Origin of the sequence: Mycetocola sp. (assembly GCF_025464835.1) — a bacterium.
Lineage (GTDB): Bacteria > Actinomycetota > Actinomycetes > Actinomycetales > Microbacteriaceae > Mycetocola_A.
The window spans coordinates 1-19,153 of sequence record NZ_JAODMP010000073.1; the positions used below are offsets into that span (position 1 = coordinate 1).

General features: G+C 64.9%; 18 protein-coding genes and 1 tRNA gene. 6 read left to right on the forward strand and 13 right to left on the reverse strand.

Translation table 11 applies throughout. From position 1 onward, the window contains the following. The first annotated feature begins 13 nt into the window (after positions 1 to 13). From gndA to JWP90_RS09550, 3 genes are all read left to right on the forward strand, one after another. Complete coding sequence (gene gndA, locus JWP90_RS09540) at positions 14 to 1,441, forward strand: NADP-dependent phosphogluconate dehydrogenase (RefSeq protein ID WP_297363122.1); 1,428 nt, start codon at positions 14 to 16, stop codon at positions 1,439 to 1,441. A gap of 229 nt (positions 1,442 to 1,670) precedes the next feature. Then, the gene (locus tag JWP90_RS09545; RefSeq protein WP_297363070.1) at positions 1,671 to 2,498 is read left to right on the forward strand and encodes a CPBP family glutamic-type intramembrane protease; all 828 of its coding nucleotides are present in this window, start codon (positions 1,671 to 1,673) and stop codon (positions 2,496 to 2,498) included. 103 nt (positions 2,499 to 2,601) lie between these two features. Beyond that, positions 2,602 to 2,844, forward strand: a complete 243-nt coding sequence (locus JWP90_RS09550) for a hypothetical protein (protein ID WP_297363072.1) — start codon at positions 2,602 to 2,604, stop codon at positions 2,842 to 2,844. A 190-nt stretch (positions 2,845 to 3,034) separates the two neighbouring features. Here JWP90_RS09550 and JWP90_RS09555 read toward each other — a convergent pair whose 3' ends face one another. From JWP90_RS09555 to JWP90_RS09565, 3 genes are all read right to left on the reverse strand, one after another. Next, positions 3,035 to 4,012 (reverse strand): ribose-phosphate diphosphokinase, encoded by a 978-nt coding sequence (locus tag JWP90_RS09555; protein ID WP_297363075.1) that lies wholly within the window; start codon positions 4,010 to 4,012, stop codon positions 3,035 to 3,037. 37 nt (positions 4,013 to 4,049) lie between these two features. Beyond that, complete coding sequence (gene glmU / locus JWP90_RS09560; RefSeq protein WP_297363078.1) at positions 4,050 to 5,492, reverse strand: bifunctional UDP-N-acetylglucosamine diphosphorylase/glucosamine-1-phosphate N-acetyltransferase GlmU; 1,443 nt, start codon at positions 5,490 to 5,492, stop codon at positions 4,050 to 4,052. 78 nt (positions 5,493 to 5,570) lie between these two features. Next, a tRNA-Gln gene (locus tag JWP90_RS09565) sits at positions 5,571 to 5,642 on the reverse strand. A 78-nt stretch (positions 5,643 to 5,720) separates the two neighbouring features. On the opposite strand from JWP90_RS09565, the gene JWP90_RS09570 reads away from it, so the two are divergent. Further along, entirely contained in the window at positions 5,721 to 6,221 is a 501-nt protein-coding gene (locus JWP90_RS09570; RefSeq protein ID WP_297363081.1) for a MarR family winged helix-turn-helix transcriptional regulator, read from the forward strand. Positions 6,222 to 6,224: 3 nt separating this feature from the next. On the opposite strand, the gene JWP90_RS09575 is transcribed toward JWP90_RS09570, so the two are convergent. The 8 genes from JWP90_RS09575 to JWP90_RS09610 all read right to left on the reverse strand — a co-directional run bounded on the left by JWP90_RS09575 (position 6,225) and on the right by JWP90_RS09610 (position 15,160). Continuing rightward, positions 6,225 to 6,884: a methionine ABC transporter permease gene (locus tag JWP90_RS09575; protein WP_297363083.1), complete on the reverse strand. Its 660-nt coding sequence runs from the start codon at positions 6,882 to 6,884 to the stop codon at positions 6,225 to 6,227. A gap of 1 nt (position 6,885) precedes the next feature. Then, on the reverse strand, positions 6,886 to 7,914 hold the full coding sequence (locus JWP90_RS09580; protein WP_297363086.1) for a methionine ABC transporter ATP-binding protein: 1,029 nt from the start codon (positions 7,912 to 7,914) through the stop codon (positions 6,886 to 6,888). Positions 7,915 to 7,992: 78 nt separating this feature from the next. Beyond that, complete coding sequence (locus JWP90_RS09585; RefSeq protein ID WP_297363088.1) at positions 7,993 to 8,898, reverse strand: MetQ/NlpA family ABC transporter substrate-binding protein; 906 nt, start codon at positions 8,896 to 8,898, stop codon at positions 7,993 to 7,995. Positions 8,899 to 9,197: 299 nt separating this feature from the next. Further along, positions 9,198 to 10,730, reverse strand: coding sequence for an alpha-N-arabinofuranosidase (locus tag JWP90_RS09590; RefSeq protein WP_297363090.1), 1,533 nt, complete (start codon positions 10,728 to 10,730; stop codon positions 9,198 to 9,200). A gap of 40 nt (positions 10,731 to 10,770) precedes the next feature. Further along, entirely contained in the window at positions 10,771 to 11,667 is an 897-nt protein-coding gene (locus JWP90_RS09595; RefSeq protein ID WP_297363092.1) for a carbohydrate ABC transporter permease, read from the reverse strand. Continuing rightward, entirely contained in the window at positions 11,664 to 12,608 is a 945-nt protein-coding gene (locus tag JWP90_RS09600; RefSeq protein ID WP_297363095.1) for a carbohydrate ABC transporter permease, read from the reverse strand. The genes JWP90_RS09595 and JWP90_RS09600 overlap by 4 nt, the downstream gene beginning before the upstream one ends. A gap of 14 nt (positions 12,609 to 12,622) precedes the next feature. Next, positions 12,623 to 13,942, reverse strand: coding sequence for an extracellular solute-binding protein (locus tag JWP90_RS09605; RefSeq protein WP_297363097.1), 1,320 nt, complete (start codon positions 13,940 to 13,942; stop codon positions 12,623 to 12,625). A 123-nt stretch (positions 13,943 to 14,065) separates the two neighbouring features. Continuing rightward, on the reverse strand, positions 14,066 to 15,160 hold the full coding sequence (locus JWP90_RS09610) for an acyl-CoA desaturase (protein ID WP_297363101.1): 1,095 nt from the start codon (positions 15,158 to 15,160) through the stop codon (positions 14,066 to 14,068). Positions 15,161 to 15,484: 324 nt separating this feature from the next. Here JWP90_RS09610 and JWP90_RS09615 point away from each other — a divergent pair, with 324 nt between their 5' ends. Further along, positions 15,485 to 15,688, forward strand: a complete 204-nt coding sequence (locus JWP90_RS09615) for a cold-shock protein (RefSeq protein WP_090712708.1) — start codon at positions 15,485 to 15,487, stop codon at positions 15,686 to 15,688. A gap of 265 nt (positions 15,689 to 15,953) precedes the next feature. Here JWP90_RS09615 and JWP90_RS09620 read toward each other — a convergent pair whose 3' ends face one another. Together JWP90_RS09620 and JWP90_RS09625 are read right to left on the reverse strand one after the other, a co-directional pair. Then, the gene (locus JWP90_RS09620) at positions 15,954 to 17,768 is read right to left on the reverse strand and encodes an ABC-F family ATP-binding cassette domain-containing protein (RefSeq protein ID WP_297363113.1); all 1,815 of its coding nucleotides are present in this window, start codon (positions 17,766 to 17,768) and stop codon (positions 15,954 to 15,956) included. A gap of 38 nt (positions 17,769 to 17,806) precedes the next feature. Further along, on the reverse strand, positions 17,807 to 18,742 hold the full coding sequence (locus JWP90_RS09625; RefSeq protein WP_297363116.1) for a 4-(cytidine 5'-diphospho)-2-C-methyl-D-erythritol kinase: 936 nt from the start codon (positions 18,740 to 18,742) through the stop codon (positions 17,807 to 17,809). Positions 18,743 to 18,960: 218 nt separating this feature from the next. Between JWP90_RS09625 and JWP90_RS09630 the strand changes: the two genes are divergently transcribed. Next, a partial coding sequence (locus JWP90_RS09630) for a hypothetical protein (protein ID WP_297363119.1) occupies positions 18,961 to 19,153 on the forward strand: 193 nt, incomplete at its 3' end.

Sequence of the window (19,153 nt, forward strand, 5' to 3'; positions counted from 1 at the left end):
GGCCCAGGCCAACATCGGCGTCGTCGGACTGGCGGTGATGGGCTCCAACCTCGCCCGCAACCTCGCCAGCCGCGAAGGAAACACCGTGGCGGTGTACAACCGCTCATGGGAGAAGACGAACACGCTCATCACCGAGCACCCCGAGGCCGGTTTCATCGCGTCGGAGAAGATCGAGGACTTCGTCGCGTCGCTGCAGAAGCCACGCACGGCGATCATCATGGTTCAGGCGGGCAAGGGCACCGACGCCGTCATCGACCAGCTCACGCAGCTGTTCGAACCGGGCGACATCATCGTCGACGGCGGTAACGCGCTCTTCACCGACACCATCCGCCGGGAGAAGGCGGTCCGTGAGACCGGCATCAACTTCGTCGGCGCCGGCATCTCCGGCGGCGAAGAGGGCGCGCTCAAGGGCCCGTCGATCATGCCAGGTGGATCGGCCGAGGCCTACGAGACGCTCGGCCCGATCCTCTCCTCGATCGCGGCCATCGCCGAGGGGGAGCCCTGCGTCACCCACATCGGCACCGACGGCGCCGGTCACTTCGTCAAGATGATCCACAACGGCATCGAGTACGCCGACATGCAGCTCATCGCCGAGGCATACGACCTCATCCGCCGTGGAACGGGCAAGACCCCCGCCGAGATCGCCGAGGTCTTCGCCGAGTGGAACCGCGGCGAGCTCGAGAGCTACCTGATCGAGATCACCGCAGAGGTCCTCCGTCAGGTCGACGCGAAGACCGGCCAACCCCTCGTCGACGTCATCGTCGACCAGGCCGGGTCGAAGGGCACCGGCGTCTGGACCGTTCAGACCGCCCTCAACCTGGGCACACCCGTGTCCGGCATCGCCGAGGCGGTCTTCGCGCGCGGTCTCTCGTCGCACCCCGAACAGCGCGAGGCGGCATCCGACCTTCCTGGCCCGAGCGACGACTGGACCGTCGAGGACAAGGACGCCTTCATCGAAGACGTGCGGCTCGCACTCTATGCGTCGAAGATCGTCGCGTACTCGCAGGGCTTCGACGCCATCGCAGCAGGCGCAGACGAGCACGGCTGGAACATCGATCTCGGCGCAGTGTCGAAGATCTGGCGTGGCGGGTGCATCATCCGCGCCCAGTTCCTCAACCGGATCGCCGACTCGTACGCAGAGGTACCTGACCTCAAGCTCCTCCTCGCGGCGCCGTACTTCGCTGACGCGATGGCCGGCGCACAGGAGGCCTGGCGCCGCGTCGTCGTCGCATCCGCCCAGTCCGGTATCCCGGCGCCGGCCTTCTCCTCGTCGCTGTCGTACTACGACGGCCTGCGCGCCGAGCGGCTCCCGGCTGCGCTCGTGCAGGGTCAGCGCGACTTCTTCGGTGCGCACACCTACAAGCGGACCGATGCCGAAGGCACCTTCCACACGCTGTGGTCAGGCGACCGCAGCGAGATCCAGGCCGTCGACGCCCACTAGCCGCCCCAGCACCAGCCGGGCCCCCTTCGCGCGCCGAAGGGGGCCCGGCTTGTTACCACCCCTGCTCCTGCCCTGCTCACGGCGGCGCCCGCCAGGAGGATCTCCACCGGTCTACGCCCGACAGGTGGGGTGACCCCAAGGAAATTTCCGCTGTCTGGCACACCACCCTCCTGTCGAACAGGGGCCGGGCCGGTACGCTCGATATATCCCCAGCACCCCGGAAGGCCCCATGACAACGAACCTGCCGATCACCCTGCCGGACACCCGCCGGGCAGCCAGCTGGAACCTCCTGCCTGGCGTACTCCTGGCGGCATCCGGCCTGCTGCTTTTCGGGCTGCACTGGCGGCCAGGCGGGTACGTCGTGCTCGCCGCGGCCCTCCTCGCCGCTGCGCTCGTCAACCGGGCGCTCGCCAAGGACCTGCTTCTCATCGGGGCAGGCCTCGTGATCATCAGCCTCGTTGAGATCAACACCGATATCTCGTGGGACCACATGGTCGTCATGGGCATCGCCCTCGCAGCGGCGGTGATCCTGCCCTACGTGGTCTCTCGGTTCGTGTACCGCGACCATGCCATCCGGTTCCCCGTGCTCACCGGCCAACGCTGGACCCGTGTCGAGCTCTGGTATCTCATCGCGGTGCTCGTGCTCGGCTGGTTCCTGTTGCCGGTGTACATGATCCCCACCGGCGTGTTCGAGAACTGGCCGGCGGCATCCGATCCGGCGTCGATCGGCCGGCTGTTCCTCGGCACCAATGCACTCGGGATCTGGGACGAACTCTTCTTCATCTGCACCTGCTTCACCCTGCTGCGCCGGCACTTCCCTGACTGGCAGGCGAATCTCTTTCAGGCGGTGCTCTTCACCTCGTTCCTGTGGGAACTGGGATTCCACTCCTGGGGCCCGTTCCTCATCTTCCCGTTCGCGCTCGTCCAGGGTTGGATCTTCAAGCAGACCAAGTCCCTGTCGTACATCGTCAGCGTCCACCTGCTCTTCGACTTCGTGCTGTTCCTCGTGCTGCTCCACGCACACAATCGCGAGTGGTTAGACATCTTCCTCTATTGACCGCCTTCCCGGGGCCCGGGGCATGGCTGGGAATCGCCGGCTCGCGCTCTCAATCCGGTGCCTGGCGGGGCACAATGGAAAGCCAACCGTAGAGGAGATACTCATGACTGACGACCGGACCCAGGACTCCCCCATCCAGGACCAGCACCCTCAGCCACTCGAGGACAAGGTGGCGGGAATTCTGGTGCAGGAGGAAGCAGACCTCGCGGGCCACGACCAGCCCGAAGTTCTCGAAGCACTTCGCCAGCGATTCGCGGATGCCGGGATCGCGATCTCCGAGGACGAGCTGATCGAGCAGAGCACGCGGATCTCCGCTTCCGACGGCGGAAACTATTCCAACGGCTGAGATCACCAATTCGAGAACTGTCAACCCCCTGTACAGGGGAACCGCTCGAACTTATCCTCAACATTAGAAGATCCTCCCCCGAGTTACCCCGCTTAGGTGCTAGTGAGAGCACCCGGACGCCGGGATATTCCGGAGGGTCTTTGAGGGCGGGATAGTCGGGATATCCCGCCCTCTTTCTTGCTCTCTTCGCCTACGCGGCACCGTCGAACATGCTCGTCACTGAGCCGTCCTCGAAGACCTCGCGGATCGCGCGACCGAGCAGCGGTGCGATGGGCAGAACGGTGAGGCTCGGGAAGCGCTTCTCGTCCGGAATCGGCAGGGTGTCAGTGACCACGACCGAGTCGATGAAGTCGCTCTGCAGGATCTCGGTCGCCGGGTCGCTGAAGACGGCGTGAGTCGCAGCGACCACGACACCGATCGCGCCGGCGGCCTTGAGGGCTTCTGCCGCGCGGACGATCGTGCGGCCGGTGTCGATGAGGTCGTCGACGAGGAGGCACACCCGCCCCTCGACCTGTCCGACGATTTCGTGCACGGAGACCTGGTTCGGCACCAGCGGGTCGCGACGCTTGTGGATGATCGCGAGGGGCACGCCGAGCTTGTCGCTCCAGATGTCGGCGACACGCACACGTCCCATGTCGGGCGATACGACCGTGAGGGTTTCGGGGTCGAGTTTCTCGCGGAAATGGTTCAGCAGCACGGGCATAGCGAAGAGGTGGTCGACAGGGCCGTCGAAGAAGCCCTGGATCTGCGCCGCGTGCAGGTCGACAGACATGATGCGGTCAGCGCCGGCGACCTTGAACAGGTCGGCGACCAACCGGGCTGAGATCGGCTCGCGGCCGCGGCCTTTCTTGTCCTGGCGCGCGTACGGGTAGAACGGGGCGACCACGGTGATGCGCTTGGCGGACGCTCGCTTGAGGGCATCGACCATGATGAGCTGTTCCATCAGCCACTCGTTGATCGGAGCGGTGTGCGACTGGATGACGAACGCATCGCTTCCGCGCACGCTTTCGTCGAAGCGCGCGTAGAGCTCCCCGTTGGCGAACGTGCGTGCATCCGTCGGCACGAGTTCGGAGCCGAGCTCCGCAGCGATGTCGAGCGCCAGTTGCGGGTGCGCCCTCCCTGACACGAGGACAAGTCGTTTCACTCCGCTGCTTTTGATGCCCGACACGAGCCCTGCTTCCTGCCGACACGGTCGGCGTTAGTGCTTAGTTTTCTTCGGGGGACGCGTGCCTGGCGCGGGCTGCAGCATCCGCTGCCGCCGTGCCTGGACGGTGGGATTCTGTCCAGCCGTCCATGTTCCGCTGGGGGGCGACGGTGATCGCCAGCGCTCCGGCCGGGACGTCCTTTCGGACGACGGTTCCAGCTCCGGTATACGCCCCGTCGCCAATCCTAACCGGAGCGACGAAGACGCCGTGCGAGCCGGTCCGTACGTGTGACCCCACAACCGACGAGTGCTTCTTCACTCCGTCGTAGTTCGCGAAGATGCTTCCAGCGCCGATGTTCGATTGCTCGCCGATCTCGGCGTCGCCGACGTATGACAGGTGCGGAACCTTGCTCCCGGTACCAATGCGGGCGTTCTTGGTCTCGACGAAGGCACCGATCTTGCCGTCGGCGCCGAGAATGGTTCCTGGCCGCAGGTAGGAGAACGGTCCGACGGATGCCCCTGCGCCGATCACGGCGAGGGTCGCGTCTGTGCGCCTCACCTCAGCCCCTTCGCCCACTTCACAGTCGACGAGAGTGGTGTCTGGGCCGATGACGGCGCCGGTCTCGATTGCTGTGGCGCCGAGAAGCTGCGTCCCCGGCTTCACGGTTACATCAGGAGCGAGACTGACCTTGAGGTCGATCCACGTCGACGCGGGGTCCTGAATGGTCACGCCGGCCATCTGCCAGCCGCGGACGATGAGCGAGTTCAGGCGCTGGGCCTGGGCGCTCAGCTGCGCCCGGTCGTTGACTCCCTCGACGAGCCACGGTTCGGCGACCGGGATCGCCGCGACGTCCCCGCCTGAGGCGCGGAGCAGTTCCACCACATCGGTGAGATATTTCTCGCCCTGGGCGTTGTCGGTTGTCAGGTTCGCCAGCTGCGCCCGAAGCGCACCGAGCGTGAAGAGGTAGACGCCGGCGTTGATCTCCCGCACTGCACGCTCCTCGTCGGAGGCATCCTTCTGTTCCACGATGCGGTCGAGCCCGCCGGACTCGCCACGGATGATGCGACCGTAGCCGGTGGCGTCATCGAGCACTGCTGAGAGCAGCGTCGCGACGGTCCGCGCTTCGCGGTGCCGGGCGACGAGTGAGGACAGGGTGTCGGCGTCGAGGAGCGGAACGTCGCCGTTGACGACGAGGACGTCACCATCAAAGTTCGCGGGAAGAGCATCGACGGCCTGCTCGACGGCACGCCCGGTGCCAGGGACCTCGTCCTGGTCGACGATGATGCTGTCGGGCAGTTCTTCGCTGATGACCTTGACGAGGCGGTCCCGTTCGTGGCGTACGACGGCGACGACGTGGGCTGCGTCAAGTGCGCGGGCCGTTGCCAGGACGTGCCCGACGAGCGGGATACCGGCGATCGGGTGGAGCAGCTTCGGGGTCGAGGATTTCATCCGCGTTCCCTGGCCGGCCGCCAGGATCACGATGGCAAGGTTGTTGTCTGGCACGATTCTCCCCAAGGAATTCGATCGGGCGAACTGCCCACATTCGTTCAGGTCGCCCGGGCCCGAGGCCGGGACGTTCCGCTCCGCCTCCAGGACTCGAACCTGGACCGAACAACTCCAAAGGTTGCCGTGCTGCCATTACACTAAGGCGGACCGCACTCACGTGCAGTAGTCCAGTCTGCCAGATTCTTGCTGCGCGCATCGCCGCTTCCGCGCAGCCATAATGGACGCATGCCAGAAGACACCGACGAAGTCGATCGTATCGTCGAGGCATGGCAGCGAGAGCGGCCCGACCTCAATTTCGCCCCGCTGCAGGTGCTCTCCCGGGTCGGCCGGCTGACTCGTCACCTCGATCGGGCCCGTCGCACGGCCTTCGCCCGCTCAAAACTGGAGTCGTGGGAATTCGACGTGCTGAGCGCCCTGCGTCGAGCAGGTGAGCCGTACACCCTCAGTCCCAAGCAGTTGCTTCAGCAGACCCTCGTCTCAAGCGGCACGATGACCAACCGCATCGACCGGCTCGTGGCATCCGGCCTGGTCGAACGGAGAGCTGACCCTGGTGACGGTCGCGGGATCCTCGTGGTGATGACGCTGACCGGGCTCACCCGGGTCGACGCCGCGATCACCCGCCTCGTCGACGCCGAAGCCGACATGCTGGCGGCGCTGTCATCGGCCGACCAGCAGAAACTCGCTGCCCTGCTGCGCAAGCTCAGCATGGGCTTCGACCGGAGCTGAGCCCTAACGCCGCAGGATCCTCCGCGCGAGGGCGTTCCCGGAGAACTGGACCAGCTGCACGAGCAGGATGATGACGAGCACGGCCGCCCAGGTCACCGCCGGATTGAACTGGCGGTAGCCGTATTGAATGGCGAAGTTGCCGATGCCGCCGCCGCCGATGTAGCCACCGACCGCTGACATGTCGACGATGGCCACGAACACGAAGGTGTAGCCGAGAATCAGCGGCCCGAGGGCTTCCGGAAGGATCACGGTGCGGATGATCCGGAACGGACCGGCGCCGGCCGCGCGGGCGGCTTCGATCACACCAGGCGACACGGTCAACAGGTTCTGTTCGACGATCCGGCTGATCCCGAAGGCGGCACCGAGCGAGATGGCGAAGATCAGCGCGCTGTTCCCGATACCAGTGCCGACGGCCAGCCGGGCGAGCGGCTGGACGGCGGCGATGAAGATGATGAACGGGATCGGCCGGAAGACGTTGACGAGAATGTTGAGCAGCGTGAACGCCACCCGGTTCTCGAACAGGCTGCCGGCGCGCGTCGTGTACAAGCCCAGTCCGATAACGAGGCCGCCGATACCTCCGAAGAACAGGCTGATGACGACGATGTAGAGAGTTTCTACCGTTGCTTCGCCGAGATCGGGAAGGAGGTCGAGAAGTCGTTCCATGTCAGTTCGCCTCCGTCACGAGTGAGCGCTGCGAGATTCGGGCGAGGACACCGTCGATGGCGGCGTTCGGCCCGGTGAGCGCAAGAGTGAGGTGGCCGAATGCCCGCCCGCGGATGTCATTGATCCCGCCGTAGACCAGCTCGAAACCCACGCCAGCCTCGGCCAGGTCAAGAAACACCTGCGCCTGCGAGCTGTCGCCGTCGCGGAAGGAGAAGGTGACGATCCGGCCGGCATGCCGTGCGCGCAGCGCATCCACTTCGGCGGCGGTCGGGATGCCCTGCACCACCGTCTGCACGAATCGCGCGGATGCGGCGTTCTGCGGGTTGGAGAACACGTCGAAGACGTCCCCGCGTTCGACGATGCGACCGCCGTCCATCACGGCGACCTTGGTCGCGAGGCTGCGGATGACATCCATCTCGTGGGTGATCAGGATGATGGTGACGCCGAGTTCCCGGTTGACGCGTTCCAGCAGCGCGAGCACTTCACCGGTCGTCTCCGGGTCAAGAGCACTCGTGGCTTCATCCGCCAGGAGGAGAGCGGGCGAGGTCGCAAGCGCGCGGGCGATGCCAACACGCTGCTTCTGGCCCCCGGAGAGCTGGTCCGGGTAGTTTCTCGCTTTATCGGCGAGGCCGACGAAGTCGAGCAGCTCATCGACCCGTTGCCGGATCTCGGCCGATGGACGACCGGCCACCTCGAGCGGGTAGGCCACGTTGCGCGCGACCGTCTTCGAGTTGAAGAGGTTGAACTGTTGGAAGATCATTCCGATGTCGCCGCGGACGGCGCGAAGGTCCCGCTCGCGCAGTGTGGTGACGTCACGACCGTTCACGATGATGCTGCCCGATGTTGTCTTCTCGAGCGCATTCACGAGCCTGATCAGAGTCGATTTGCCTGCCCCGGAGTAGCCGATGATGCCGTAGACGTCACCCTGCTCCACGTCGAGACTGACGGAGTCGATCGCGACGACCGGCGCCCCGCCCCTAGAGGCGGGCGGGTAGGTCTTGACGACGTCCGTCAATGTCACGATGCTCATGCGGTTCCTTGTCCGTGTGCGCGAACAGGCGCCGGGGGTCTCCCCCGGCGCCGTCCACTATCCCGGTTCTGGTTTCGGTCAGCCCTGCTCGGCGATCTGCTTCTGCACGGTGGCGAGGGACTTCTCGAGCTCCTCCGCCGGTGTGGTGAGCAGGACAGCCGTTCCTCCGGCATCCGCCACCACTCCGTCGGTCACTGCCTTGGTGTTCTGGTAGATCTCGACGAGCTTCTTGTACGTCGCGTTGTCCTTGTCCTCTGCACGCGCGGCGAAGATGTTCGCGTACGGGAGTGCGTTCGGGTCGGACGGGTCGTCCTGAGCGATCGCCTCGGATGCTTCGAGCCCGGAGTCGGCGATGTAGTCGTTGTTGACGATGGCCGCTGCGACATCCGGAAGCGATGTTGCGGTCAACGCGGCATCCAGTTCGGTGACCTTGACGCGCGACGCGCCCGCGTCGATGTCGTCGAGGGTGGAATAGGCGCTTCCGCCGTCCTTGAGCTCGATGAGCCCGGCCGACTGGAGAACGAGCAGCCCACGAGACAGGTTCGTCGGGTCGCTGGGCACCGCCACGGTGGCGCCGTCCGGGATGTCCTTCACGTCGGTGTACTGGCTCGAGTACAGGCCGAGCGGGTAGATCGCCGTCGCTCCGATGGGAACCAGGTCCTGATTGTTGGCCTCGTTGTAGTCGGCCAGGTAGATGATGTGCTGGAACTGGTTGAGGTCGATCTCGCCCTCGGCGAGTGCCGGGTTGGGCTGGTTGTAGTCGGCGAAGTCCACGATCTCGACGGAGATACCCTCGTCGGCTGCAGCCTCGACGTAGGTCTCCCAGTACTCGTCGCTCGCGCCGACGACGCCGATGCGGACGGTCTCGTTCTCGGCGGCTCCGCCTGTTGTTTCGGCGCTCCCCGCGCACCCGACGAGCAGCGCAGCGAGCGGCACGACGGCCAGGGAGGCCAGGAGGCTCTTCTTCAGGGATGACTTCTTCACTGTGTTTCCTTCTTCTGACGCCGGACGTGCCTCCGGGCGGCGGGCGGGCACAGCGCAAACACCGGGTGTTCCCAGGCGGAAAGGGGGAAGGCTGCGCCGCGTCAGCGCTGGCACCCCATCAAAATAGCTGGGAAATCTTCCGATTGCGAAGCGAAGTGTCACACGGCGTCACAGATCATCCACGAGGAACGCGCTTCCCCTCATAATCTTCGATTTCCGGAACAGAGACAGAAGCGACGGCCCGGGCGCGCCTCCACGATTGCATTCTCACGATTTTTCGTGAGGCGCCGGAATCGTGGTCACAGAGCGACGTCGAGCTCGAGCACCGCCCATGACAGCGCAGGCAGGGTGAGCTTCACACCCCCGTTCACAACATCCACTCCGGCCAGAGGACGCAACTGCACCCGCTCGTCGCCGTTTCTGTTGGAGACGTGCCGATCGGTTCCGTCTGGCGCGTCGAGCACTTCCGCGCGCACGATGCGTTCGGCCCGGAAGCCGTTCAGCACGAGTTCCACCTCGGCCGCATCATCCAGGCTCCGGTTGGCCAGGAACAGGGCCACCCGCGAGTTCTCCTCGTCCCAGGTTGCGCTGACATCCACGATGTCCGCATCGCCGAACTGTGCCGTGGCCATGCGATCACTCGTCACATGTGCCTGCAGGATCCGGCCACGGGCGAGTGCGGCCATCCGCGCGAACGGCCAGAAGATCGCCTGTCGCCACGCCGGTCCGTTTTCCTCCGCTCGGATCGGAGCGATGACGTTGACCAGCTGCGCCTGATTGGCGATCGTCACCCGGTCTCCGTGGCGCAAAAGGGAGTTCAGAAGGGTTCCGACCACGACGGCATCCGTCAACGTGTATTCGTCTTCGATCAGCCGCGGATGCTCCCGCCAACCGGATTCCTGCACCCGGTGAAGCTGGTCCTCGGTTTCGAGCCCGCGCTGGTACCAGACGTTCCATTCATCGAATGAGAGGTGGATGCGCTTCTTGTGCCGTCCGCGCGCACGCACGGCGTCGGCGGTGGAGATGACCGACTCGATGAAGTGATCCATGTCGAGCGCGCAGGCCAGGAAGCTCGCGGCGTCACCGTTCTCCTCCTGGTAATACGCATGCAGTGAGATGTAGTCCACTTCTTCGTAGACGTGGCTGAGCACGGTGTGCTCCCACTCTCCGAAGGTCGGCATTGTCGAGTTGGAGCTGCCGACGGCGACGAGTTCGATCGTCGGATCGACGTATCGCATGGCTTTTGCGGCTTCCTTGGCCAGGCGACCATACTCCTCAGGCGTCTTGTGCCCGATCTGCCATGGGCCGTCGAGTTCATTTCCGAGGCACCAGAGCCGGATGTCGAACGGGTCCTCGGCTCCGTTCTTCCGGCGCAGGTCGGACAGGTACGTGCCGCCGGGGTGATTGGCGTACTCCACCAGTTCGCGGGCAGCGTCTACGCCGCGCGTGCCGAGGTTGATGGCCTGCATCACCTCGACTCCGGCCAGTCGCGACCAGTCCATGAATTCGTGCAGCCCGAACGCGTTCGACTCGACAGTGTGCCAGGCGCCGTCCAGACGGCGGGGCCGGGAGTCCACAGGGCCGACGCCGTCTTCCCAGTTGTAGCCAGAGACGAAATTGCCGCCCGGATATCGCACGACGGTGGGGCCCAGTTCGCGGACCAGGTCGAGCACGTCGGTCCGGAATCCAGATTCGTCGGCGGACGGGTGGCCCGGCTCGAATATCCCGGTGTACACGCACCGTCCCATGTGTTCGACGAACGATCCGAACAGCCGACGGGGCACATCGCCCACGGTGAAGTCGCGGGCGAGTGTGATTCGTGCCTGAGTCATGGTGTCCTTTCGTGTGCCGGTTCGCAGCGGCCGGCCGGCGTCACTGTCCACCGAAACCTGTGGTGGCGATTCCTTTGATGATCTGTCGTTGGAAGAAGAGGAACAGGATGATCAACGGCGCCGCCGCGAGAAGGGCCATGGCCATGTTCTGCGCGTACTGCACGCCGTAGGCGCTCTTCACCGTCTGCAGCCCGACCGGGAGAGTCATGAGTGAGGTGTCGTTGATGATGATGAACGGCCAAAGGAAGTTGTTCCAGGCGGCGATGAAAACGAAGATCGCCACCGCAGAGAGGATCGGCCGCGACAGCGGCAGCACGATCGTCCAAAAGATCCGGAGCCGGTTTGCCCCGTCGACGCGGGCAGCGTCCTCGAGTTCGATGGGGATCTGGTCGAAGAACTTCTTGAGGATGAAGACCATGGCGGGGTGGACGACCTGCGGCAGGATGAGACCCCAGTAGGTGTCGACCATGTTGAGCGCGAGCATCTCGTAGAACAGCGGGATGATGAGCACCTGCGGCGGGATGATGATCGACGCGATGACGAGGAAGTAGAGCCAGCCGCGGCCGGCGAAATCCAGTCGAGAGAACGCGTAGGCGGCGAGCGCGGCCGTGCCGACCGTGATGATGGTGATCACGGCCGAGGTCAGCAGACTGTTGAACGCCCAGACCGGGATGTTCCCTTCGGCAAGGACGTTAGCGTACGCCTCGAACGTGTAGCCGTTGGGGGCGAGCCAGGAGACCGGCGTGGCACCGGCATCCGCCTCGCTCTTCAGCGACGTGACGATGGCCCACGCGAACGGCAGCAGCCAGGTGATCGCCATGAGGATGAGCACGGCGATGGCGGCGATCCGCCCGGCTCCGAACCGGCGCTCCCCCGGTCTACGTGCCTGCTGGGTGCGGGCGGGCACCTCGACCGTTGTCGTGTCGACGATGGTCATGAGCGCGGCCCCCTTCTCGCCGTGAGGCGAATCTGGACGATCGAGATAATGATGATGATGGCGAAGAAGACGAAGGAGATCGCCGCCGAGTATCCGAAGCGGTAGCCGGTGAAGCCGGTCTCAAAGATGTAGACCACCGCAGACCGCGTGGTCCCTGCGGGCCCTCCCTGCGTCATCTGGTAGATCTGGTCGAAGACCTTGAGTGAGGCGAGGACCTGGAGGATCACGATGAGTCCCGTGGTCGGCGCGAGCTGCGGAATGGTGATCGAGAATAGCTGGCGCCACTTGCCTGCGCCGTCGATCGAGGCGGCCTCGTACTGCTGTTCCGGAATGTTCTGCAGCGCAGCGAGGTAGAGCAGGAAGTTGAAGCCGACGGTCCACCAGACAGTGGCGATGACGACGCCGTGCATGGCCCATTGCGGGTCCTGCAGCCAGGCGATCGGTTCGACACCGAGCGGCTTGAGCATCTCGTTGATCAGGCCCAATTGCGGGTTGAAGAGCCAGATCCAGAACAGCGAGACGACGGTGGATGCCAGCAGGAACGGCATGAAGAACGACAGCCGCCAGAGCCACTGGCCTGGCAGGCCCAGGTCGACGAGGAGAGCCATAATGAGCGCGACGAGCACGAGCGGGATGGTCGACAGGACAGTGAACCAGAGCGTGTTGAGCATGGAGCGCCACATGTCGGCGTCGGCAAGAGCCTCCGCGTAGTTCTCGAACCCGACGAACTCACCGCCGGCCCCGGTGAGCGTCGTGCCGGTGAAGCTCAAGTAGAGGCCGAAGAGGATCGGCCAGACGAGGAACAGGGCGAAGAAGACGCCGAACGGCGCGAAGAAGGCCCAACCGGTGAGGTTCGCGGCCCGTCGCCTCGCGCGTTTCGTGTCTGCGGCGGCCGGACCGGCTTGCGCCTGTGCCCGGCTGCTGACTGCCGATGTTGTCACTGCAGGCTCCTTACTCAGGCGACCGGGTTGGGTTTGGCGAGGAGCACGTTCAGGCGGCGGACGAATCCGCGGACCCCCTCGGCGGAGTCGGCGCCGCGGAAGACACCCTGAACGTTCTCGGCGAAGTAGTTCTGGAAGTCCGATCCGGACCCGGTGAACCAGGCCGGCGGGTCGTAGTTGAGCACCTCGGCGGCTGACGCGTAGTGCGCCTGCGGGACGAGGTCGGCGTAGCCGTCCGACTCGATGATCGGCAGAAACGCCGGGATGTGGCCGGCACCGGCCCAGTCGAACGATCCCTTCAGGATGCTCGCGACGAAACGGTACACCTCACGCCGCTGCGCTTCGTTCGGCGCCGACTGGTGCGGCAGTACGAACGCGTGCGAGTCGGCGTAGGCGGCGGGAGTGCCGAACAGGTTCGGAATCGGCTGGGCGTCGAACGGGATGCCGGCGTTGACGGCGGTCGGCAGTTCCCAGACCCCGGTGAAGAAGAGACCGCTCTCACCGTTGACGAACTCGGCCACGGCGGTGGCGTAGTCGCCGTTGGTGGCGGCGATGGTGCCGTCGAGCAGTTGTTTGATGAAGTCGAGGGCGGTGACGGCTGCGTCCTCGTCGATCTGCGCCGGTTCACCCGGGTCAAGAGTCATCTCAGCGCCGAGCTGTTTGTAGAACGTGTAGAACAGCCGCCACATTTGCGCCCCGTCACCGAGGTAACCATACGACAGGCCGTGTTTTCCGGTGACCGCCTGCATGGCCGTCGCGACCTCGAGGAACTGCTCCGGCGAGGTGATTTCGGCGAGTTGACCATTGTCGCCGAGGACCCCCGCTTGCTCGGCGATGTCCGTGTTGTACATCATGACGAACGGGTGCGCGTCGAGGGCGACGGAAAACAGGTCGCCGTCGATGACGCCCTTCTCCCAGATCCGCGGCGGGAAGTCTTGCTTCGTGACCCCGAATTCTTCGAGCAGATCGAGGTCCCACGGGTCGAGGAGCCCTCCAGGGGCGTACCCGGGCAGGCGGGACGCATGCATGATGGCGACGTCGGGAGCGCGTCCGCCGACGGATGCCATGGCGAGCTTCGTGTAGTACGGCGTGCCCCAGGCGAGCACCGTCTGGGTGGCGTGGAACTCCGGATTGTCTGCGTTCGCCGCGTCGACGAGACCGGCCATCACGATGCCGTCGCCACCGGACAACAGGTGCCAGAACTTCAGCGGCCGCGCGCCGCCCGCACCAGCAGGCGCACATCCGGACAGGGTCGGCCCGAGCACCGCTCCGCCGAAGACGGCGGCGCCGCCGAGAAGAATGGTTCGCCGTGACAGATTGGTGAAGTCGGCCATTGTGCACTCCCTTGTGGAGTGCCTATCTTTGCGCTGTTGCGAAACCCGCACAAGACCTTGCGCAGGAACGCAGAATCCCCCACCGCTCCTGAAAAGGTGCGGTGGGGGATGCTTTCGATCAGCTCAGGGCCTGCGGAACTGGTTGACCATCGGGCAGTCGAACGGGTCGCGTGCTGACAGTCCGACCCGGTTGAGGTAGTCGATGACGATGGCGTACGAGCGCACCAGGGTTGTCTCCGTGTACGTCACGCCGATGGTCTTGCAGTGCTCGATCACGATCTCGCGAGCGTGCTTCAGATGCGGGCGCGGCATGCTCGGGAACAGGTGGTGCTCGATCTGGTAGTTGAGCCCGCCCATGAAGTAGCTCATGCCCCTGCCGCGGATGTTGCGGCTGGTGAGGACCTGCTTGGACAGGAAGTCGACCTTCGCGCCCTCGGCGATGAGTGGCATGCCCTTGTGGTTGGGGGCGAACGACGCTCCCATGTAGACGCCGAAGACGGCCATCTGAACCCCGAGGAAAGCGAACGCCATGCCGACCGGCAGGAACACGAAAAGGATCGCGAGGTAGATACCCAGGCGCAGCCCGATGAGCGTGAACTCGAGCCAGCGCTTGTCGATGGTCTCGGATGTGAACAGGGTCCGGATGGAGAGGAAGTGGAGGTTGATTCCCTCGAGCGTCAGCAGGGGAAAGAAGAGGTATCCCTGGCGCCGGGTGATGAATGCGAGCAGCCCCTTGGCCTTCGCCGCATCCTCCTCTTTGAACGAGATCGTGTCGATCTCGATGTCCGGGTCCTTGCCGACGGTGTTGGGGTTGGCGTGGTGACGGGTGTGCTTTGTCATCCACCAGGCGTAGCTGATGCCGACGACACCGTCGGCGAGGATGCGGCCGAGGCGGTCGTTCGCCGGTCCGGACTCGAAGATCTGGCGGTGCGATGCCTCATGGGCGACGAACGCCACCTGGGTGAGGACGATGCCGAGGCCGGCTGCGATGAGCAACTGGAACCAGGAGTCCCCCAGAAGGATGAATCCCGTGGCGAGCCCGCCGAGCGCGAGGGCCAGGGCGGTGAGCACGAGCATGTAGAAACCGGTGCGGCGTTTGAGGAGACCCGCCTCGCGAACGGTTTTCAGTAGAGCGGCGAATGTTGTGGTCGGATTTTCCAGTCCGTCGATTCGCGTGGTGGTTTTACGTACGGGACCAAGGGTCGCTGTGACAGTCATGGCACCTCCAGAAGGGTTGAGCCCGACTTCCCAGCCGTGACGAGAACGAGCATGTGCTCGGGATGTTTCAGAGACTACGCGACGACATATTCCCTGAAGCGATTACAGTACGGGATCCGGCATATACTCAGCCGATTTCACAAATCGCTTGCATCTCAGATGCAGGTGGGTTAGTGTTGGCAGCGCAGTAGTAGTGTTACGCAGTGATTGATTTACGGCGGTTCCTTCATCTGAAGAGCCGCCGTTTCTTGTAGGAGCGGACAGGTACGCCGCATTTGGGATGACGACAGTCGTCATCCACGCAAGACTCCTAAGGAGATCATCATGGCAACAGGAACCGTCAAGTGGTTTAACGCAGAAAAAGGCTTCGGATTCATCGCTCCCGATGACGGAAGCGCCGACGTGTTCGCGCACTTCTCGGCCATCGCTTCCAGCGGCTTCCGCTCGCTCGAAGAGAACCAGAAGGTTGAATTCGAAACCGCAACGGGCCCCAAGGGCCTGCAGGCTGAGAACATCCGCCCGCTGTAACTAAAACTATTGCTTCGTCAGCTTCAGCTGACTATGTGATTCTTTGAAAAGCCGGCCTTCACGGGAAACCGTGGAGGCCGGCTTTTTTGTGTCTACGCGGTGGCTCGCGTGTAGGCGTCGCTACAAACGCTTGCCCGCCCCGCTCGCCCGCTCGCGTTGCCACAAATGGCCGTCCGCCCGCTTCCATTGCCACGAATGGCTGAACTCAGAGACGAAGTCCAGCCGTTCCTGGCACAGCAAAGCGGATGCTTCACATTAGAAGCGCCTACTCGAGGAGTTCCGAAAGCTCGAGCCAGCGCGTCTCGAGGGTGGCCAGGTCCGACTCATACGCACGGAGCCGGTCGTTGATCTCCCCCAGTCCCACATAGTCACCCTGATCGTGGGTGGCGAGAAGCTCATGCGTGTCGACGATCCGCTGGCGCATCTTCTGAATCTTGCGGTCGGTGGACGCGATCTCCTTCTGGGCGTTCCGGAGTTCGGCCCCGCCCAATTTGGGCGTTGCCGAGACGGCCGCCGCGCCGTCCGCGGCGAGCGGCGCGATCAGCGGCGCGGCATCCTGCCCTGAGCGGAGCGCGAGGTACTCGTCCACACCACCAGGAAGGTGCCGGAGATGCCCATCGAGGACGGCGTACTGCTGATCGGTTACCCGCTCGACGAGGTACCGGTCGTGCGACACGACGAGAAGGGTTCCCGGCCACGAGTCGAGGAGATCCTCGATCGCCGCGAGCATGTCGGTGTCGAGGTCGTTCGTGGGCTCGTCGAGGATGAGCACGTTGGGCTCGTCGAGAAGGATGAGCAACAGCTGCAACCGGCGCCGCTGCCCGCCGGAGAGATCCTTCACCGGGGTGGACAGCTGGGCGCTGGTGAAGCCGAGCCGTTCGAGCATCTGCCCGGGCGTCATCTCCTTGTCGCCGGTCACATATGAGGTCTTCTGCATGCCGACGACGGTGGAGACCCGTTCGTGCTCGATCTCCTTGAGCTCGTCGAGCTGCTGCGTGAGGCTCGCGATCTTCACCGTCTTGCCGCGCTTCACCCGGCCTGAGGTCGGGGTGACGGTGCCGGTGACAAGACCGAGGAGCGTCGACTTGCCTGCACCATTGACGCCGAGGATCGCGGTGCGCTCCCCCGGCGCGATCCGCCACTCGATGTCTTTCAGCACCGTCCGGGTTCCCGTCGCCGACTCCGGGTCCGGGTACACGACGCCGGCGTCGAGCAGGTCGACGACATCCTTGCCCAGCCGGGACGTGGCCATCTGGGCGAGCGCAACCGTGTTGCGCGGCTCCGGCTCGTTGGCGATCAAATCATACGCGGCGTCCATGCGGAACTTCGGTTTCGTCGTCCGTGCCGGAGCACCTCGGCGGAGCCAGGCGAGTTCCTTGCGCATGAGGTTCTGCCGTTTGTTCTCGCTCGCTGCGGCCATCCGGTCCCGTTCGACCCGCTGCAGGATGTACGCGGCGTACCCGCCCTCGAACGGTTCGATGAGCCGGTCGTGCACCTCCCAGGTGGCCGTGCAGACCTCGTCGAGGAACCAGCGGTCGTGGGTGACGACGATGAGGCCGCCGCTCGACGGCGACCAGCGCTTCTTCAGGTGGGCGGCGAGCCAGGCGATGCCCTCGACGTCGAGGTGGTTGGTGGGCTCGTCGAGAAACAGGACGTCCCAGTCACCGACGAGGAGCGCGGCGAGGGCGACACGGCGGCGCTGGCCACCGGAGAGCGATCCGATGGTCGCGTGCCAGGGGATGTCCTGGATGAGGCCACCGATGACATCGCGAATGAGTGAGCTTCCCGCCCACTCGTGGTCTTCGGCCGAGCCGACGATCGCCTGCGACACGATGAGGTCGTCCGGCTGCTCGTCGCGCTGGTCGAGCATGCCGATGGTGACGCCACGGCGGCGAGTGACGCGACCGCCGTCCGGTTCGATCCGCCCAGCGAGGAGGGAGAGCAGCGTCGACTTGCCGTCGCCGTTCCGTCCGACGATTCCGATCCGATCGCCCTCGTTCACCCCGGCAGTGACGGAATCGAAGATCACACGGGTCGGGTATTCAAGATGGAGCTGTTCTGCTCCGAGAAGGTGGGCCACCCCTCAAGCCTAAGCGCCGGGGAGTGAACCTCCCGCCATCAGTCGTGCAGGAGCCTGGCCCCGTGCACCGGCCCAGTGACACGGATCACATTGAGACGCGACGCGCTCAGGCTCACTTGCAGTTCGAGCGCGGTATCGGCATCCGGGGCGAGGAACGCCACGGTTGGTCCTGAGCCCGAGACGATCCCGGCCAGGGCTCCCATCTGCTCACCGAGTTCGAGAATGGTGCCGAGCCCAGGGGCGAGGTGGAGGGCAGCAGCTTGGAGGTCGTTGTGAAGGGCCTCGGCCAGCTGTCTCGGGTCACCCGCGCGAAGAGCCTGCAACACTTCGGCGTCGACGGTCGGCTGGGGAACCGCCGGGAAGATGTCCTGCGCGTGCCGTTCCCTGTGTTCATCAAGCGCCCGATACACATCCGGCGTCGACATTCCGAACTCCGCGATGGCGAGCACCCAGGAGAAGCTACCCTTCGCCAGCGCCGGGCTGAGCCTGTCGCCTTTCCCGGTCCCGATGGCGGTTCCTCCTGTGAGCGCGAACGGCACGTCTGCGCCGAGCTTTCCGGCCATCGCCAACAGGTCGTCGCGGGGAACCTCGGTGCCCCAGAGTGCGTCACAGGCCAGCAGGGTGGCTGCGGCATCCGCCGAACCTCCGCCCATCCCGCCGGCGATGGGCACGTGTTTTTCGATCTCCAGGCGGACGCCGCCGCGGTAACCCGATTTGCGCGCCAGCATCCGTGCCGCCTTGATGGCTAGGTTGCTTCCGTCGACGGACAGCGAAGATGTGTCGATTGGCCCCGAGAAACTCACAGAGAAGTCAGGGGCCGGGTACGCGCGCACATCCTCGTACAGCGACACCGCCTGGAACGCCGTCGCGAGGTCGTGGTAGCCGTCCTCCATCAGTTCGCCGACCTTGAGGAAGACGTTGATCTTCCCTGGCGCCCGTGCGTGGGCGAAGGTCGAAGCCAGCGGAGCGGTCATGCAACAAACCTAACGCAGCACAGGCGGCAGAGCGCCCCTGAGGAACTCCTTTGCAGCGGTCATGCTACCCTCGGCGGCCAACCCGACGTGGCTCACCGCGACGGTGGTACCTGCCGCCGGAGTTGACCGACGTCGCCGGGCGATCGACGGCAGCGGATACGGATGCGACGGTCCTGGCGACGGCATCCTCCTGTTCCGTCGGCACACGATGGGACACCGTGACTTCGAAACTCCCGTCGGGCCTGCTCGACGTCCACGGTGATGTTCTGCGCCCACCACGGGTCGACACCGTGTTCGGTGGCGATCCAGGCCGCGATGACGTTGTGTTTCGAATCGGTCGCGTCTGCGTCCGTCAGGATCCTTCGTCAGCTCTCCCGGCTCTGGCCGGTCGTGGCGAGGACGGACGCGTCG

Coding starts and splice junctions, on each gene's coding strand:
- JWP90_RS09625 (WP_297363116.1), bottom strand. CDS start 18,742: ATGACCGCTCCGCTGGCTTCGACCTTCGCCCACGCACGGGCGCCAGGG.
- JWP90_RS09550 (WP_297363072.1), top strand. CDS start 2,602: ATGACTGACGACCGGACCCAGGACTCCCCCATCCAGGACCAGCACCCT.
- JWP90_RS09595 (WP_297363092.1), bottom strand. CDS start 11,667: ATGACCATCGTCGACACGACAACGGTCGAGGTGCCCGCCCGCACCCAG.
- JWP90_RS09570 (WP_297363081.1), top strand. CDS start 5,721: ATGCCAGAAGACACCGACGAAGTCGATCGTATCGTCGAGGCATGGCAG.
- JWP90_RS09575 (WP_297363083.1), bottom strand. CDS start 6,884: ATGGAACGACTTCTCGACCTCCTTCCCGATCTCGGCGAAGCAACGGTA.
- JWP90_RS09590 (WP_297363090.1), bottom strand. CDS start 10,730: ATGACTCAGGCACGAATCACACTCGCCCGCGACTTCACCGTGGGCGAT.
- JWP90_RS09545 (WP_297363070.1), top strand. CDS start 1,671: ATGACAACGAACCTGCCGATCACCCTGCCGGACACCCGCCGGGCAGCC.
- JWP90_RS09610 (WP_297363101.1), bottom strand. CDS start 15,160: ATGACTGTCACAGCGACCCTTGGTCCCGTACGTAAAACCACCACGCGA.
- JWP90_RS09580 (WP_297363086.1), bottom strand. CDS start 7,914: ATGAGCATCGTGACATTGACGGACGTCGTCAAGACCTACCCGCCCGCC.
- JWP90_RS09615 (WP_090712708.1), top strand. CDS start 15,485: ATGGCAACAGGAACCGTCAAGTGGTTTAACGCAGAAAAAGGCTTCGGA.
- JWP90_RS09605 (WP_297363097.1), bottom strand. CDS start 13,942: ATGGCCGACTTCACCAATCTGTCACGGCGAACCATTCTTCTCGGCGGC.